Genomic DNA, 17,795 nt, shown 5'->3' on the forward strand with positions numbered 1-17,795 from the left:
AACTAGAATTACTTCTTAGCTTCAGCAGCCTTACGCTCTTTAACTTGAGCAACAACTTTCTCAGAAACACTGTTTGGACATGGGCTGTAATGAGCAAATTCCATAGAGAATTGACCACGGCCTGAAGTCATTGTACGTAGTGAACCGATATAACCGAACATTTCTGATAACGGTACTTCAGCTTTAATACGAACACCTGTAACACCAGCGTTTTGATCTTTGATCATACCGCGACGACGGTTAAGGTCACCAATTACGTCACCAACGTTGTCATCTGGGCTGAATACGTCAACGTTCATGATAGGCTCAAGAAGTTGTGCACCGGCTTTAGGCATAGATTGACGGAATGCGCCTTTAGCAGCGATTTCGAACGCGATAGCTGACGAGTCAACTGCGTGGAAAGCACCGTCTTGAAGCACAAGTTCAACGTCTAACACAGGGAAACCTGCGATAGTACCTGTGTTCATCATGCTCTTGAAACCTTTCTCAACAGCAGGCCAGAATTCTTTAGGTACGTTACCACCAACCACTTTAGAAGTGAAAGTGAAACCAGTGTTTTGCTCGCCAGGGCGAATAGTGTAATCAATTTTACCAAACTGACCAGAACCACCAGACTGTTTCTTGTGCGTGTAGCTATCTTCAATTTCTTTAGTGATAGTTTCACGGTAAGCAACTTGAGGCTCGCCTACAATTAGGTCAACGCCGTAAGTACGCTTAAGAATATCAACCTTAATGTCTAAGTGAAGTTCACCCATACCTTTAAGGATGGTTTCACCAGAATCAATGTCAGTCTCTACACGGAAAGATGGATCTTCTGCAATCATTTTACCGATAGCGATACCCATTTTCTCGCTGCCGCCTTTATCTTTTGGCGTTACAGAGATAGAGATAACTGGCTCAGGGAATACCATGGCTTCTAGTGTACAAGGGTGCTTAGGATCACATAAAGTGTGACCAGTTTGCACGTTCTTCATACCAACGATAGCGATAATATCACCCGCTTGGGCTGATTCAATTTCGATACGTTCGTTAGCATACATTTCAACCATGCGGCCAACACGCTCAGATTTACCAGTGAATGAGTTAAGGATGGTGTCACCCTTTTTCAAACGGCCAGAATAAACACGTACGAATGTTAATGCACCAAAACGGTCATCCATAATCTTGAACGCTAATGCTTTAAACGGAGCATCAACATCAACGATTGCGAATTCGCCATTTTCGTTACCTTCTTCGTCAGTTAGCGGTTGTGGATCAACTTCAACTGGATCTGGTAAGAAATCAACAACGGCATCAAGTAATAACTGCATACCTTTGTTTTTGAATGCGCTACCACAATATGTTGGGAACACAGCCATTGTACGAGTACCCGCACGGATACAACGCTTAACGTCTTCTATAGATGGTTGAACACCTTCCATATAAGCTTCTAGTAGGTCATCGTCTTGCTCAAGAGCAGTTTCGATTAGCATTTCACGGTATTCTTCAACTAAGTCAACCATGTCAGCTGGCACATCAGTAATTTCGAAGTTTTCTGGTAAACCAGAATCATCCCAAATGTGCGCTTTACGAGTTAGTAGGTCAACAACACCACAGAATTCGTCTTCGATACCGATTGGTAAAACCATTACCAATGGGTTAGCTGCTAAAACGTCTTTAGTTTGCTTAACAACACGTAAGAAGTCAGCACCCATACGGTCTAACTTGTTTACGAAGATGATACGCGCAACTTCAGAATCGTTAGCATAACGCCAGTTTGTTTCTGACTGAGGCTCTACACCGCCTGAACCACAGAATACACCGATACCGCCGTCAAGTACTTTAAGCGAACGATATACTTCAACAGTGAAGTCAACGTGGCCTGGAGTATCAATAACGTTGAAACGGTGATCATTCCAGAAACAGCTTACTGCTGCTGACTGAATGGTAATACCGCGCTCAGCTTCCTGTTCCATGAAGTCAGTGGTTGATTCACCATCATGTACTTCACCGATCTTGTGGATCTTACCGGTTAGCTTAAGGATACGCTCGGTGGTCGTGGTTTTACCCGCGTCAACGTGAGCGAAGATACCAATGTTTCTGTATTTGGATAATTCGGTCATGATTCAACTTTAATGATTAGTTTAAGAAGTAGACGGAGCATGCGAAAAAAAACCGACACACCGCACATCAGGTTATTAAGGCGCATATTGTAAATTGGAACCTTGCTGGGCGCAAATAGCTGTTGCAATATTTATTTACTTTTAGCAAAAAAAACCGCATTAAAAGCCATTAATACCATATAAAACAAAAGACTAAAAAATAATAGTTTATTTTTTAGTCTTTAGGCTTATTTCACCTTAAAATGTTAAATTTTAGCTTAAATGGGTAAATTAGCCTTTTTAGCCCCCAATAATGTCGCTATTGAACATTGTGCCATATCGAGCAAGCATTTATTAATCTACATAATGAATTGGTTTAGAGGCGTAAACATCAATCAAGATGAGGTTTTTATCTACGCACTACAATATTGATTACGTCCTGACTGTTTAGCTTTGAACAACGCAGCATCGGCACGTTCAAAGCACGCCTCTATGGGTTCACCCTCACCCAGCAGAGCAATCCCGTAGCTGCAAGTCACTTTGATATCGTTGTAAAAATGAAAATGAGTGAGTTCATCGGTAATTCTTTGGCATAGCTCTTGGGCATTGATCAACTGCACATGCTGGCAAACGATGACAAACTCTTCACCGCCCCATCTGGCGACAACGTCACGCTCTCTCACTGAAGTTTGCAGCACTTGGGCAACCTGGACCAATATTTTGTCACCAATAGCGTGTCCATGCTTGTCGTTTATTGCTTTGAAAAAGTCGATATCTATAATGATTAAGCCAATATTATTATGGTGATTTTGCTCAGTAGGAGCTTGTCTAGTATCGAGAAATGTTTGGTTGAAGTATTGACGATTATACAATTTTGTTAGTGGATCGTGTTGAGCCAAAAAGTCTAAATCACTATTTTTTTGCTCAAGTTGTAATTGTAATTGCTGTAACTGTTTATTGTTTGCCTCTAAATGAACATTGTACTTACCGATTGATATTGTGCGGTACAGGAGAAATAAAATAAATGTCCCTAATGCCGTTAGCACAGGGATCACTAGGCTATAATCAATGTCTTCGATCACGGTAATATTGTGCCATTTCTTATAAATTGCAATATGATCGGCTTGGGTGATTTTTGCCAATCCTGCATTAATCTGTGGCAATAAATCTTGCTTTGCGTGAATAACCCCCATGCGTAATTCATCTTCAGGCCCTCCCCAACCCGCTATTTTAAGCGAGGTTAAACCCTGTTGTTGAATATATGCATTAACAGAAAACATTGATCCAACAAATACATCAGCCTCACCATTCGCGACTTTTTCCAACCCTTGGCGCTCACTATTAGTCAATATAGTATTGATATTGGGGTAATACTGTTGGATGTACTCGACTAAGCGATAATCTTTGGGGATGGCCAATAAGCGGTCGCCGATATTTTCAAAACCTTGTAGAAAGGGTTGCGACTTCAACGACACCAGTACATTTGGCGATTTAAAAAAGACCTCACTAAAGTAGAGATATTGGTCGCGCTTTGGCGTTTGATTTAAAATAGGGGTTAACTCACATCGACCTTGTTTGAGTAATTCTAAACTCTGCCTCCAAGAGGTTGTCGGGACTAACATAAAAGTTAAACCGGTATACTTTGTTAATAAGGCTAAATAGTCAGAGGAAACACCAGTATGACGACCATCGACGATAGCTTCGTAAGGTAACCAATCGGGATCAACACAATAGCGGACGATATTACGGCTTTGTGAGTCGATTAAAGGCTGCACTTCGAGCACAGAAGCGCTGGCATGCTTAGTGTTGAACAGATTAATCAATATCAACAGCATGACCAATAACACGCTAGATATTTCAGGCAAACTCAACCTTCTCAATAGTATGCTCCACCCATTATGACTCAAGAAAATGGTCGAAAAAGAAGTGTATACGCTATTGAGTGTATGACAACATACCCAAATATGACAAAAAAATACCCGCCAAATGGCGGGTATTTCATTTACTGAACAATTATAGGTATTAAGCTTCGACTGGTGAGATCACAAATAGTAAGTCGCCTTGTGAAACTTGCTGGCCATTGCTATTGAGAATACGTTCAATGCGATACTGTTGGTCTTCAGGATATAACACACCCGTTTGACGATTAAAGCCCGCTAACGTCAGTTGCGAGAACATCTTCATTGCTTCCATCAATGCCAATGTCTGTTCAACAGTAACAATGTCACCTTCTTTTACAAAGTCAGCTTCACCCGGTGCTGGAGAGGTATAGAAAATACCAGCCCCCTGAGCCATAACCTTCAGCTCGTTACTTTCACCAACACGTAATGATTCAGTATCAACCTCAATCGCTTCTGCTGCCGCTTCCATTTCTGCAATCAGTGCAGGTATATCTAACTCAGCCATTAAACGTGGCAAGTAGTTAGTGTCATATACCCCTTCGTTGAAGGTTGGATCTTTAAGGATAAGCTTTAACAATGGAATGTTAGTCGCAATACCTTTAATCACTACGCTATCGAGGTACGCATACATTTTAGATACAACGTCGGCACGGTCAGTACCACGTATAATGATCTGGGCGATCAAACTATCATAGTATGGCGATACTTCTTTGCCAGCAGCGGCAATCGAAATAATTTCAACATCATCACGCTGAGGCAATACACATTCAGTGATTTTACCTGGATTCGGAATAAGCTGCAGAATACCATGGCTATCAAGCGCTGCTTTTTCCGCCGTTACGCGCACTTCCATGGCGTAACCTTGGTCAACAGGCTCAAGCTTTTCAATTGAACGGCCAGCAGCAATATCAAACTGCGCGCTAACAATATCGATACCTGATGTCGCTTCTGTCACCGGATGCTCAACTTGCAGACGTGTATTCATTTCCATGAAGTACACTTCGTTAGCATCTAGGTTATAGATAAACTCAACAGTCCCTGCGCCCATATAATCGGTTACTTCGCCTAACGCACGTGTATATTCCATCACACGTTGCTTAAGCTCTTCAGGCAACATAGTTGAACCTGATTCTTCGATTACTTTTTGGTTATTGCGCTGTACTGAACAGTCACGAATACCCAATACTTTGGTATTACCAAACTTGTCACGCAGTAACTGCACTTCAATATGACGTAATGAGGTAACGTATTTTTCTAAATACAAATCACCATTGCCAAATGCAGCAGCAGCTTCGGTGGCGGTTTTTTGGAACAAACCAATCATGTCTTCAGGACGTTTCACAACCTGAATACCTTTACCACCACCACCTTGTACCGCTTTTAGCAGCACAGGATAACCAATCTCAGATGCTACGTTTACGGCTTGCTCTGCGTTAGTCAAAATACCATGACTACCAGGCACAACTGGCACATTTTGCGATTGAGAAGTGTGGATAGCATTAGACTTGTTACCCATTGTGGTCATTGAATGCACACTAGGACCAACAAAGTTAACCCCATTGTTGACACACAATGCTGCAAACTGCGGACTTTCTGATAAGAAACCGATACCAGGATGTAACGCGTCAACATTTTCATATTCAGCGACTTTCAAGACTGAGTAGGCATTAAGGTAACTTTCATCTGAAGTATTACCACCAATACATACAAGCTTATCTGTATCTTTCAGCATATCTGCTGGAACAGATGTCATGTCAGGATCTGAAGCCACCAACACCACATTAATATTGTTGTCGTGAGCTTTACGGATCAATTTAACCGCCGTACAACCACGAGCATGTACCAACACTTTATGAATAGGCTTCATCAGTGCACGAGGATCATTTTGGACAATGACGTCCTCTAACTCAATCACTTCAGGCACTAGCGTCGACAATGCTTTACTGATCACGTCTTCGATCTTCATTGTCGGTAATGGCATGAGTGGATCAATACCCGACAACTGAGTGTCTAAGGTGTCACTAAATGGATTATGAACTAACCCAGTCATGGCACCTGGCACTTTAGACAAATAGTTAGACAGTGTTGCTGTTGATGGTAAGTACGCAGGTACCACCATTTGGCCAGCAAACGGCATGTTGGTGCCAGACAAATAGTAAGTCTGTACTAACGGATGAGTCACGAAACTGGCTTGAGCACCACCCGTACAATCACCAAAACCAAACATTAATACCGGTAATTCGTTATCACGAATAAAGCGTGTAATACGGTCATTCACAACCGCCATTGAAAACAATGCCGCCGCGCCTTCTTTGGTTTGCATGCCACCAGAACTGATGAAACAAATAACCGGAAGTTTGCGCTTGGCACATTCGATGAGTAGCGAACTGAATTTTTCAGCACTGGCCATATCAAATGCACCGGCTTGGAATGCGGTATTTGAAACCGCAACACCAACACGTAACTTACTGCCGTTATTATTAAAATCAGCTAGACCGGTAATTAAACCGCAAGGACGGATCTTTTTATCAATAGCGTCTTCAATCGATAAACGGAAACCTGGGAAGTTAAGCATGTTAGCTGACATTTTGTCGGCATCAATTTCATCAAACTTATTAAAGAATTGTTTGATGATATTTTCCCATGCCATCTTGCCTTGTTTTTTCTCTTCACGAAGCACTTTTAGGATCAGTAAGTCTTGGTAACCCATGGTTAAGCGGTTCCAGAAATCCTTACGACGGCCAATACGCACAGGGTTAATGGTGCCGGTATATTTGTCATGATCGTCTTCACTGTCGAAATATTCAGGCAATAAACGTTCGAAGAAGTACGTCAAAATAACAAATAAAGAATCGTTTAACTGAGGGAAACCGACACTCTTCCATTGCTCTACACGCGTTAACAATTCTGCACGATTCGATTGATCCATGAAGTATTTTAACCACTTATAGAACTTACTCTTGTCGTTAGCTTTGTCACTTGTCGATAATGCGTTATCAATAGATTTGTGCAGTAACTTATCCACCGACTCGCGAGATAAGCTTTTTGACATCATGGCTTCTTTCGAAATTGACGCCAAGCTACCTACAACATTGTCATATAACGCATTAAAAATAAGCACGTTATGACACTGCCAAATAAAGTCTGCACGTAATTCATCATTAACCACAATATCTAACACAGTAAGTTGGCTAAGCTCAGGCCACGGCGCTTGTGTTGTAGACTTAGGCAATGACTCTAAATGTTTAATTAAGCCATTGAAGTTGTTAGCAGCATTACTTTTCCAACGATGGTATAACGACCAACCAATGTTAAATAACAACGCTTTACGCGCTTTTTTATAGTTCTCTTTTGGTTCACCCAAAATAAAACGAGTAATGACGTTACGCTCGGCAGAAATATCTTTACGTTTAGCGCTAAAGGTACCCCAAAGCTTATTCAGTTCTTCATCATAAACTAACTTATCTGGGTTGGTTAACCACGCTTGGAACACGCGTTCCTGCTCTTGCTTAATGCGCGCTAACAAGTCACCTTCTGGCACGCTCACTTTTGATAAGCGACCATACTGTTCTTGTGAGATTGAATGAATACGGCTACGCAAGGTCAAATAACGTAAATAACGATATGCACTACCAAAAATATTGTGGTACATGGTCGGGTTATTGGCGACAGACAAGCGAGTATTATTTTCAAGCGTCAGTAAATTAGCCGACGGCGCTAAAAAACGCTGCAAACTACGATCGTAATGATCTTTTAAATCGGTAGATTCACGCACAAAATTCATTGCTGCACGTTCAACAGCTTCAATAGCACTGATAATCGCACGACGGAAATTATGCTGACGCTCATCTTTATCTGATGGAGTGAAATCGATAATGCCGTCAATACAGCCTGCGGTATATAACTCTTCTGGAGAAACGCCAACAGACTTAGCACATTCCTGCCATGACAAGTTGTACTTACGTGCAATGCTTTGCAAACCTTGTGGCTGGATAGTGTTAAAAATACCGTCTCGTACAGACAATAAAATATTAGCTGCCGCTAATGGAATAGCACCACCTGAGTAACCTGCACCAATCACAATACCGACTGTCGGCACATCAACATTGGCACTTTCAGCAATCGCTTTAGAAATGGTATGCGCTTGGTTTTGACTATTGGCAATTTCGCCAGCATCAGCACCAGGAGTATCAATAAGATATACAATAGGCATAGACAATTCGGCGAAATGGCGAATCGCTTTACAGGCTGCAAGATGATGCTCTGGCATCCATGCGCCATTGGCGGTAGTTCGTTCCTGCGCGATAAAACCAATACGGCGAGTACGCGTGCCAAAGTTAAGTTCCACTTCAGCACGATAAAACGGTCCGATGTGACTTTCGGCAATAATCTTGCCTTTTAAGTCAGCGATCATACGCTTCGCACCCGGGCGGGTTTTATCCAAGGTTGGTTGGATAACTTTATTGACGTAACCGTCAACGTCTAGAGATGCCAAACTTTTCAAGTTTGATTGAATCGCATCTTCTGTTAATAGCCCTTTCACTTCTTCAGATAAACTCTGCTTGTTATGAGCAGGAAATAATGAAAAGTCTTTAGCCAAGTGTTCAGCTTGTAAAAAAAGTGGGTCAGCCGATAGTGCTTGAGTCTTGTTAGCGGGCTGCTTTTTGCTGGTCATCCTTAGATCCTCTGCTTATATAGCCTCTGAAAATTTTTTTTAGCTTGTAAATATAACTTTGTTAATGGGTAAATTACCATATAAACTAGCTTGGACGCTTTGTTCCATAAATGAGACAGTGAGGTTTGAATGCCCGATTTGAACGGTATGATGCTGTTTGCAGCCGTTGTTAGAGCAAAAGGATTCTCTCAGGCAGCACGAGAGATCGGACAACCTAAATCAACCATTAGTCGTAAAGTTGCCCAATTAGAAGAACAACTCGGAGTGCGGTTACTGCAACGAGACACCCGAAATTTAAGCCTGACTCAAGTTGGAGCATTATTTTTTCAGCACTGTGATTCTATTAGTCATGAAATTGAAGCGGCTAAAGCAACAATAGAAAACACCCATAATGATATTTCGGGCGCATTACGCATCGCCATTCCGGTGTCATTTTCACAAGATGTCATTGGTCATTTATGCTCAAGTTTTATGCGACTTTATCCTAATATAGAACTGGATATTCAATTTACCGACAACGATGTTGGCCTAGTCGGTGAAGGTTACGATATCGCCATAAAATATGGGCCGCTGCAGTCATCAGATCTTGTGGCCAGGTTATTATTTGAACGCCAGCCTATTTTGGTCGCAAGTCCGGGTTACATTAAAAAATTCAGTAGCCCTGCCACGCCACAAGAATTAACTCAGCACAATGGTATTTTACTCGGCACCACCTTGTCGGCACCCATTTGGGCTTTAGGCAAAGGCAGCCGTAAGATAATGGCGACCTTCAAACGTAAAGTGCGAGTGAACAGCGCCAGCATGGTCAAACGTTTAGCGTTAGATGATTATGGTATTGCTATGCTGTCGAACACGAGTTGTAAACAAGAGCTTGCAACCGGAAGCTTAGTGCCAATTTTACAAGAATGGCCAATGGAACCCTTTAAAGTCTATGGGGTCTATTCAAGTCGCCGTCAGCTAGCCAGTAACATTAGTGCTTTTTTAGACTTCTTCACCAAACGATATACCAGCCAAGAATCATTACATTCAATGATGAGTTAAAGTTATATATTTAAAAACATGTCGCCAGCAACTCTTGATTATTACTGATATGATTTAGCCCCAACAGCAGGGCGATTAACTGAATAAATAACCTCAAATGGACTAAACTAGCCGTTTGAGGTTATCTCGTTTTAGAGACGCATAATGCGAAACTTTGTGACTAACACTAAAATCGATAAGGGAATCGCAAACTAATTTGATAGTCTGGTGAGTCTTCTGTTAATCCGCTACCAATTGATGTCACCATCGACAAATTAGGTGATAAGGCTAACGTAGCCCCAATGCCCAAGCTTGCAGTATTGGTGTCAGTACGAGGTATTTTCTCCCATTCTCCACCTTCTGGTCTTTGTTTTGTTTTACTGTAGAAGCGCTGATTAAAGCTCATACTCAAACTCATGCGTTCAGAAACAGCAAAAGCCAATCCCACGCTGTAATCCAGATAATTACCTAAATCAATTTCACCAGGGCTTAATCCTGGCGAACCTGATAGGTCATCAAACGCCTCTGTAAAGCTAACACCGTAATTTAAATTGAAAAATACAATCGCTGGATCAAAGGTTTTTGCTAAACTAAACCCTGTAGATGCTCCCCAAACACCAGAGCCCGTTGCCATTTCAGTCGGATACGTCAAATTACCGGTATCAGATGTTTCGAGTGGGATCCCAAAAGGATCTTTTCCCGTTGGCGCGCGAACTCTGACATTCCACACCCAGTCAGGCCAATCAACTGATTCTGCATTTATTCGGTAATAAACCGCGCCACTGACATCACCAATTTGACCACCACTAATATCGGCAGTTTCATATCGTTGACTAGAGTTGCCTTCACCCACCGAATCATACTGAGTCCAACGATACAGATACGGCAAACTGAGCTCGAATTGCCAGTTGTCATTTAGCGTATAGCGAGTGGTGAGATCCAATCGTGTTGTATTAGTGCGAATACGGTCTAGGTTTAAGTTACCCAAAAAAATAGCATCAAGGGCTAAAAAACCTCTAAGAATAAGATCTTTTCGACTGTAGTAACTATAGGTAAATGAGGGCTCTACGGTAAATTTCCGAGAAAAGACATTATGTGCTTCTTGCAATACATCGTCAGTACTTCTTGCTCTGTCTGGCGCTTTTTTTCGCTCTGCAGCGTCACTGGCGATTGCAGCTTGCTGGCTTGATTGAGCTTTTTGTCGCTCGACTGATGGTGGTGCAGATGACGGTGTTGATGCAGAGACTGGTTGCTGTGTTGAGGTAACATCTTTCGTGCTGGCTTGTCTGTTTAAAGCCTCTTGTTTGAGCACCTGTTGAGCCATCTGATTAATGGTCTGTTGTTGTAATTTAATTTGTTGATTCAACTGAATCAGTTTTTGTTTAAGTACTGCAATATCTTGTTCAGATAAGGTTGATTCTAAAGCTGGTTGAGGATCTGTATCTGCAGAATACGCAGGTACTGCCAATATTCCTGGCAGTATCACTGCAACAGCTGAGGTCCATTTATTATTCATAAATACATCCTTGGCTTGTACAAAATGAATTAAAATCCTAGTGTGGTTAAATCACTGATTTGCCTACCAAGTATATTTGACTCAATTGGTCCAACAGGCATACCCTCATATCTTAGTGTAGACTGGTTTATTACTCCATGGCTAAGCCCATCAATAAAAATGCTCTGAACTAACTGTCCATTGCCATTTTGATAGCTAATTCCTTGACTTGCTCTGCCCGAAGCCAGTTCGACCTGATAGCCAACTGTGTTACCATTGGCTGAAAACGTGGTATTGCCATTGTTGCTTACAAGCGTTGTACCGACGGTAACATTAATTCCTTGCACTAGCGGTGTTAATCGCCCCTGAGCCATATCCAATTCATTTATCGCTAAATTTTCACTCCCAGCGATTTGAATTCGTTGTTGTAACCCTGCTGTTTGCCCCAAAGCATCCAACTGAAACCCATTATTACTACTAATGGCATTAGGATCACTGATAGTAATATTAACAGAAGGCTGATTGTTGACTTGAGTAAACTCAATTTGCATTCCCACTTGCTGTTGGACGCCATTATCTTGAATAAACTGTGTTTGCATCTGCAAGCCAAAGTAATAATCCTGTCCGTTGTTAGTGTATTTACCTTTCATTGATTCCAATTCAAAGTCTGTCAGAACTTGGCTGTGCTGAAATACCGTCAATGAAGGCGAGCTGGCCATCACAGGTGCTGCGATAGCCAGTAATAGCATCATGCTTAGTTTCATATCTTCCTCCTTAAAGCATATCTGAATATGAAAAACCAAATTCAAGTAACTCAGCATCCGTCATAGGTGAGAGCGGATCGAGTGTCTTAAACGTTAGTTTTGCTCTTGGATGCAGTAATGGATTATCGCGTCGATATTCTTGCCCAATAACCACAAATACAACCCCATTCCACTTTTGAGTAAACTCAGCCATTGTCATAATCCGATTACCTAATGCTGGATCGCCTAAATAGACGTTTCCACCATCCTGGCGACGAAACACCACAAAATGGCTATAACCACCATCATTGAGTAACACAATGGCAGGTATTTTGAGCAAGGATATTTCAGCTTCACCGATTTTATATCCCCGCCCTCTTAATTCTTGAGATTGTAGATACCGTTTCATATTAAGCAGTGAAAATCCTTGCTCTTGAACCAGAGTCAAATCAGCATGCTCTAACATGCCAATCAACACTTTTTGTTCACTAATATCTTGACGGTCATAGGCATATTTCAACAGACTAGCTAAACTAGCCGCACCGCACGAAAAGTCGGTTTTTTGCTCTATAACATGTTCAAATTTTCGCTCACGTATACTCTGAATAGATTTTGTATAAGTTCCCATGCCAGGCACAACACCCGTTAATGGGATCTCGGCGGCATAATTGTAGTGAGTAAAGCTGAAAATGATCAATACAGAGATAATCAATTGGCTAATGTTGCGCATAAGATGAATCAGGGGGGCTTACCCCCCTGCCTTATTCATAATGATCAATTTAGTTTTATTCACCAGAGATAATTTCTGCTGCTCCGGTAATACTGGTCAAGGCTAAATTGTTTGACTGTAAGTTACCTGTGCCACTTGCCAAGTTAACCCCAATATTACCCGAGGCATTTTGGAAGGCTGTTCCAGCTAATAATGAAGAGTTATTAGACTTCTGCAGTACAGTTTGCACGAAGAAAGGTAATTGACCACTCACAGTACCATTAAGCGCTAAATCACCTTCTTCATCAAAGGTCATCACTTCGGCACCAGTTGGATTCTCAGTATCAAAGTCAATGTGTCCCACAACGGTTCCAGGTGGGACATCGTGAGAACCATTACCTTCAAGAATAACTTCTGGATAGTAAGCATCATTAAGTGCTGATGTACCTTCATATCCGCCATTGGCGTTTAACGCTAGATTAACATCAACATATTCAACGTTATCCTGAACAACCCCAATATTCATCGTGCCGTTATGTCCAGTATTTTGCACATTAGACACGCTTGCTTCACCTAGACGACCATTGTATGAAGACGCGGCCATATTATTCGCCTGAATATTATTGTTACCAGCAGCAACGTTGACACCAATATTACCCGTGGCATTCATGAATGACGCGCCATTAATGGTTGATGTGTTAGTTGATGCTTCATTCCACACACCATTGAAGCCACCCACCTGAGTACTAAAGATTTCAGCATCACCAGAACCAAAAGCAAAACCGGCATCAATAGAGGCTAACGCAGCAGAATTACTTTGAGCATTAAAATCACCTGCTGCTTGGTTAACACCAATGTTACCGCTGGCATTTTCAAATGCACTGCCGGATATCTTAGCGTCATTATCGTGATAGTAATTTTCAACCATATTCGCGCTAGTTTCCTGCACGTTTTCAACTACAGCCATGCCTAACCCATTAGCAGTTATAGTGCCTTCAATGGCCACTTTACCTTTATATTCAAGGTCTTTAGATACATCTACTTTTTTAGTTAATTCAACACTACTGTCTGAATCATTCATTCCATTTCCATTTCCTGGTCCATTTCCTGGTCCATTTGCATATGCAGAACTACTCATTATTGCTGCAATACTTAGCACTAGAGTGAGTTTTTTCATCTTCCATTCCTCCGATCGATGATTATTAATTCCCGCTTGGTAACTGCAACGAGAACTGGTTAATGGCAACATTATTGTCACCAGAAATCTGATTTACCTGCATCACGCCCTGCGCATCCAAAAAACTGTCTGGCGCGATGTCGGCTTGATAGTATGATAATTGATAAGATGACGGTGCCATTTGGCTCGTCACTTGAGTTAACGCTTCATCATTCAATCCCTGGCCCACTATGGTTGCTAGGCTCGAATCGATGGCAATGCTGCCGATGTTAGCTTGTATGTTTTGCTCACCGCTGACTTGATTAATACTTGCTAAGCCTTGAAACTGAGCGAAAGCTTGGCTGTCTATTCTTGCAGTAAGTTGTTTATTGGATTCTGACAATGATGTTGGTTGAGGTAATAAACTGTAATTAATCGTTTGGATCGATGTACGCTGGCCTAATACATGACTGTTAGACTGAATATTAAAATCGCCAGCCGCTTGATTGATACTTGCTCGACCAGCACCTTGCATCACATGCGAACCAATAACAGTGGAATCATCAGCGTAAGAGGGGGCAACCAGCAATAATACACTGAGCTGTATTCCTCGTATTAATGACAATTGCAATATGTCGTAATGTGATTTGCTAATGATATCCATAAGATGTTCCTTCCATACCTGATATAAGGATATAGCAACCCTTATGCCAAATTTGAAAGTTAATAATTTTCAAATAGATAGTGTTTTTTTAATACAGAGATATTCTTAAAGTTAAGAATGAAAATAGCTAGGTTATTGATATAAAAATTAATTATATTTTTAGACTTAATCTTAATGTTAAGACTCGATAAGCGAACTATACGGATGGCTAAATTAAACCAAATTAAATCAGCTATAAATCATGTTTATCCATGAGTCTATAAAAGGTAGCCCTTGAAATATCTAAATAACTTGCTGCAAGCTCAACTTGGCCATCAGCAATAAGAATGGCCTGTTGTAAGGCTTGTTTTTCGGCATTGTCTTTTAAGGTTTTAAGCGAGAGCGCGATGTGACGCTTTTTATCAATATTAGCTAACTCTAGGTTTTGTGCACTGATCTGCGGCATGTCGCACAGTACCACAGCACGACGAACACGATTAATTAACTCGCGGACATTGCCTGGCCATGAATAGTTTAATAATGCGTGGCATGCAGATTGCGATAATGGCTTCGCCACCAGTCCATATTCATTCGAATACATTCGAATGAATCGATTAGCTAGACCGATGATATCATCACGCCTTTCTTCTAATCTTGGGGTGTTAATGGTTATGCCATTCAAGCGATAATAGAGATCTAACCTAAAACGACCTTTATCAATAGCACTTTCTAAATCAACATGAGTCGCCGCTAAAATACGCACGTCAGCCGATTGAGATTTACCGCCACCCACAGAGTCGTACAAACCCTCTTGTAAAAAACGCAATAAATTGACTTGTAATTCCGCGGGTAAATCACCTATTTCATCTAATAATAATGTACCGCCATCAGCCAATGCAATTTTGCCTTTCCGGTTACTTGTTGCTCCTGTAAAAGCACCTTTTTCATGACCAAATAAGTCTGACTGAATTAAACCTGCCGCCATAGCACCACAATTAACGGTAATAAGAGGTCTATCTTTTCTGGAAGATAATTGATGTAACTTAGTGGCGACTAATTCTTTACCTGTGCCTGATTCACCACGAATAAGCACTGGAATATCTGTTGGTGCAACTCGCTCAACTTGACGAAATAACTGTTGCATGACGTCTGATTGGTACACTGATGGCTCAGTTTCTTTGCCAGTTTGCTCAAGCTTTGGCGCATGATGCTGCTGTTTTAATTTAGACAAGCCGATGCCATGACCTAGACACTTTTCTAACCTTTCTGGATCGATTGGACTCGTGCAAAAATCCCAGGCATATTGCGCAATGAAGGTAGTAATATTTTTTATTTCGAGTTGTGATTTATTGATCAGTACAATAATATGGATCTTGGGGACCAAACTTTTAACTAAGTGGCTGATTTCATTTTCAATATTTCCTTTTCGAAGATCGATTAAGCATAGGGCACAATTATTAGGTATATTATTTTGATCATACTTATCAATGTAATGCAGCTTAAAATCTAATCGAGAAAGTACTTCATTTAGCTCCTTACACTGAAAACCTGCTATGAGTAACGTTTTCATGTTGATATCCTTTCGATAAAGAAATCACAAAAGGGCTAACACAAGGCTAGCCCGTGCATCTTATCTATAGATATAACCGGACAATATTACTTGAATATAAACCCTGCTGACATGTTAATCGTTTATATCATCGGTAACTTAATACATAAGTTAAGTAATGTAGTTACTCATGAGCAGTATCATTATTGGATTCAATATGGATACCCACTCAGAACCACACTTTGTACGTTTTAATCATCTTTTTATCGACTAATCACCCCAGATTGATCGTAATGATGACTAACTTTAATGTATCTGTTATCTCAGCTACATCTTTCTTATGACCATAGTATGGTACAGAAGTGTTAATAGTATACAAAAAGCAGTAATTAAATTGACATATATGCAACATTTAACTATTACCCCAAATATCCACATAAATCGGCGCTCAAAAACAGCTTACTCGTGCACAAGAGTTAACCGTGCTCTTAAACCACCTAAACAACTGTGTTATAAATATAACCTAGACTAATCGTTAGTCCGTCTCACGGGCAGTAAAGTCGTTAAACGCAACCTAAAGATAGATATCTAGGAGTCCTAAAGGAACCGTCATGATTAAATACAATGCTTGTATAATGTTAAGTTCATTGGCACTAGTCACCTTATCTGCTGCAGTTAACGCAGGACAACTCCCCAAAAATGTTGAAGAAATTCGCGTATTAAAGGCGGAACAAACCCTACCTCAGGTGGTTAATCGTTATCAAGCCATTAGTGATACCTTGGAGGTCAAGTTAGCTCAATCCACCGATGAATTAGCGGTGACAGAAATGGCAGCCCATCAAGGGCGTAGATTATGGCAACAAGCTGTTAGGGATGTTCAGTCTGGACATAGTGATGATCGCTCCTTGTACTGGAGTCGATTAAGCATGCGTAAGGTCTTAAAACAAGACAAAGCAGGATTTAATCTTGCCGACTGGCAACGCGAGATTTTGGTCAAAGCGGTGGAGAAATCCTCCCGTGGCTTTAGTGATATTGAATTTTCTTCCGACAGCCAAATTAATATCTTGGTCACTGGTTTTGATCCTTTTTTCCTTGATAAGGATATCGGCCAAAGTAATCCGTCAGGTTTAGCAGCTTTAGCTCTCGACGGTTATCATTTTGAAGTTAATGGAAAAAAAGTACAGATTGAAACTGTGATGATCCCAGTGAGATTTAGTGATTTTGATAATGGTATTATCGAATCGTTACTGACACCGTTTTATCGAGAGAACAGTGTTGACATGGTATTTACCATTAGCATGGGTCGTGATAATTTTGATATTGAACGCTTTCCTGGACGTAACCGCAGTGCAGAGGCGCCAGATAATTTAAATGTATTAACTGGAGCAAGTCGCACCAATCCAAAAGCGCCGCTATTTAACGGTGGCACCTCAAACGATGGGATATTAAATGGTCCTGAGTTTGTGCAATTCTCATTACCTGTAGAGGCGATGGCAGCGGTAAAAGGTCACTGGAGTGTTAATGATAACAATCAAGTTAGCAGCTTATCTCGGGGCCAATTTAAAGCATCATCACTGGCTGAATTACAAAATGAAATTTCTGTAGAAGGCTCTGGTGGTGGCTATTTATCTAACGAAATATCCTATCGCAGTATTTTACTTCGAGATCAATTTAACTTGAATTTACCGGTAGGACACATTCATACTCCACGCATTAAAGGTTACGACTCGCAAGTAGAATCAGACATTGTTGAGCAAATACGAGCCATGATAGCTGCGGCAGCGAGCACACTATAATATCGATACACTAAATTAACAGGCCAA

At 41.1% G+C, this 17,795-nt stretch carries 11 protein-coding genes; 2 read left to right on the top strand and 9 right to left on the bottom strand.

What is annotated here, in order from left to right:
* Window positions 1-8: 8 nt before the first annotated feature.
* From fusA to H5164_RS08835, 3 genes are all read right to left on the bottom strand, one after another.
* Window positions 9-2,102 carry an elongation factor G gene (fusA, locus tag H5164_RS08825; RefSeq protein WP_124017323.1) on the bottom strand — a complete coding sequence of 698 codons (2,094 nt, stop codon included), beginning with the start codon at window positions 2,100-2,102 and terminating at the stop codon, window positions 9-11.
* A 392-nt stretch (window positions 2,103-2,494) separates the two neighbouring features.
* Entirely contained in the window at window positions 2,495-3,946 is a 1,452-nt protein-coding gene (locus tag H5164_RS08830; RefSeq protein ID WP_259395310.1) for a diguanylate cyclase domain-containing protein, read from the bottom strand.
* A gap of 157 nt (window positions 3,947-4,103) precedes the next feature.
* Window positions 4,104-8,657 carry a biotin carboxylase N-terminal domain-containing protein gene (locus H5164_RS08835; RefSeq protein WP_124017321.1) on the bottom strand — a complete coding sequence of 1,518 codons (4,554 nt, stop codon included), beginning with the start codon at window positions 8,655-8,657 and terminating at the stop codon, window positions 4,104-4,106.
* A 129-nt stretch (window positions 8,658-8,786) separates the two neighbouring features.
* Between H5164_RS08835 and H5164_RS08840 the strand changes: the two genes are divergently transcribed.
* The gene (locus tag H5164_RS08840; RefSeq protein WP_124017320.1) at window positions 8,787-9,698 is read left to right on the top strand and encodes a LysR family transcriptional regulator; all 912 of its coding nucleotides are present in this window, start codon (window positions 8,787-8,789) and stop codon (window positions 9,696-9,698) included.
* Between the two features lie 166 nt (window positions 9,699-9,864).
* On the opposite strand, the gene H5164_RS08845 is transcribed toward H5164_RS08840, so the two are convergent.
* The 6 genes from H5164_RS08845 to H5164_RS08870 form a co-directional block, all read right to left on the bottom strand.
* Window positions 9,865-11,193 (bottom strand): transporter, encoded by a 1,329-nt coding sequence (locus H5164_RS08845; protein ID WP_220492681.1) that lies wholly within the window; start codon window positions 11,191-11,193, stop codon window positions 9,865-9,867.
* Window positions 11,194-11,222: 29 nt separating this feature from the next.
* Window positions 11,223-11,936 (bottom strand): hypothetical protein, encoded by a 714-nt coding sequence (locus H5164_RS08850; RefSeq protein ID WP_182698589.1) that lies wholly within the window; start codon window positions 11,934-11,936, stop codon window positions 11,223-11,225.
* A gap of 10 nt (window positions 11,937-11,946) precedes the next feature.
* Window positions 11,947-12,645 carry a C39 family peptidase gene (locus H5164_RS08855; RefSeq protein WP_182723397.1) on the bottom strand — a complete coding sequence of 233 codons (699 nt, stop codon included), beginning with the start codon at window positions 12,643-12,645 and terminating at the stop codon, window positions 11,947-11,949.
* Window positions 12,646-12,700: 55 nt separating this feature from the next.
* Entirely contained in the window at window positions 12,701-13,801 is a 1,101-nt protein-coding gene (locus H5164_RS08860; protein ID WP_182698587.1) for a hypothetical protein, read from the bottom strand.
* Between the two features lie 25 nt (window positions 13,802-13,826).
* Window positions 13,827-14,444 carry a hypothetical protein gene (locus H5164_RS08865; protein WP_182723395.1) on the bottom strand — a complete coding sequence of 206 codons (618 nt, stop codon included), beginning with the start codon at window positions 14,442-14,444 and terminating at the stop codon, window positions 13,827-13,829.
* Between the two features lie 232 nt (window positions 14,445-14,676).
* A complete protein-coding gene (locus H5164_RS08870; protein WP_182723394.1) occupies window positions 14,677-15,993 on the bottom strand; it encodes a sigma-54 dependent transcriptional regulator in 1,317 nt (438 codons plus the stop codon).
* A gap of 590 nt (window positions 15,994-16,583) precedes the next feature.
* Here H5164_RS08870 and H5164_RS08875 point away from each other — a divergent pair.
* Window positions 16,584-17,768, top strand: a complete 1,185-nt coding sequence (locus H5164_RS08875) for a hypothetical protein (protein ID WP_182755683.1) — start codon at window positions 16,584-16,586, stop codon at window positions 17,766-17,768.
* Window positions 17,769-17,795: the final 27 nt, after the last annotated feature.

Source organism: Shewanella sp. SG41-3 (assembly GCF_014164545.1).
Classification (GTDB): domain Bacteria; phylum Pseudomonadota; class Gammaproteobacteria; order Enterobacterales; family Shewanellaceae; genus Shewanella; species Shewanella vesiculosa.

Bases quoted from the DNA above. Each gene is read 5' to 3' on its own strand.
- H5164_RS08860 (WP_182698587.1), bottom strand. From the start codon at position 13,801: ATGAAAAAACTCACTCTAGTGCTAAGTATTGCAGCAATAATGAGTAGT.
- H5164_RS08870 (WP_182723394.1), bottom strand. From the start codon at position 15,993: ATGAAAACGTTACTCATAGCAGGTTTTCAGTGTAAGGAGCTAAATGAA.
- H5164_RS08835 (WP_124017321.1), bottom strand. From the start codon at position 8,657: ATGACCAGCAAAAAGCAGCCCGCTAACAAGACTCAAGCACTATCGGCT.
- H5164_RS08845 (WP_220492681.1), bottom strand. From the start codon at position 11,193: ATGAATAATAAATGGACCTCAGCTGTTGCAGTGATACTGCCAGGAATA.
- fusA (WP_124017323.1), bottom strand. From the start codon at position 2,102: ATGACCGAATTATCCAAATACAGAAACATTGGTATCTTCGCTCACGTT.
- H5164_RS08875 (WP_182755683.1), top strand. From the start codon at position 16,584: ATGATTAAATACAATGCTTGTATAATGTTAAGTTCATTGGCACTAGTC.
- H5164_RS08840 (WP_124017320.1), top strand. From the start codon at position 8,787: ATGCCCGATTTGAACGGTATGATGCTGTTTGCAGCCGTTGTTAGAGCA.
- H5164_RS08855 (WP_182723397.1), bottom strand. From the start codon at position 12,645: ATGCGCAACATTAGCCAATTGATTATCTCTGTATTGATCATTTTCAGC.
- H5164_RS08850 (WP_182698589.1), bottom strand. From the start codon at position 11,936: ATGAAACTAAGCATGATGCTATTACTGGCTATCGCAGCACCTGTGATG.
- H5164_RS08865 (WP_182723395.1), bottom strand. From the start codon at position 14,444: ATGGATATCATTAGCAAATCACATTACGACATATTGCAATTGTCATTA.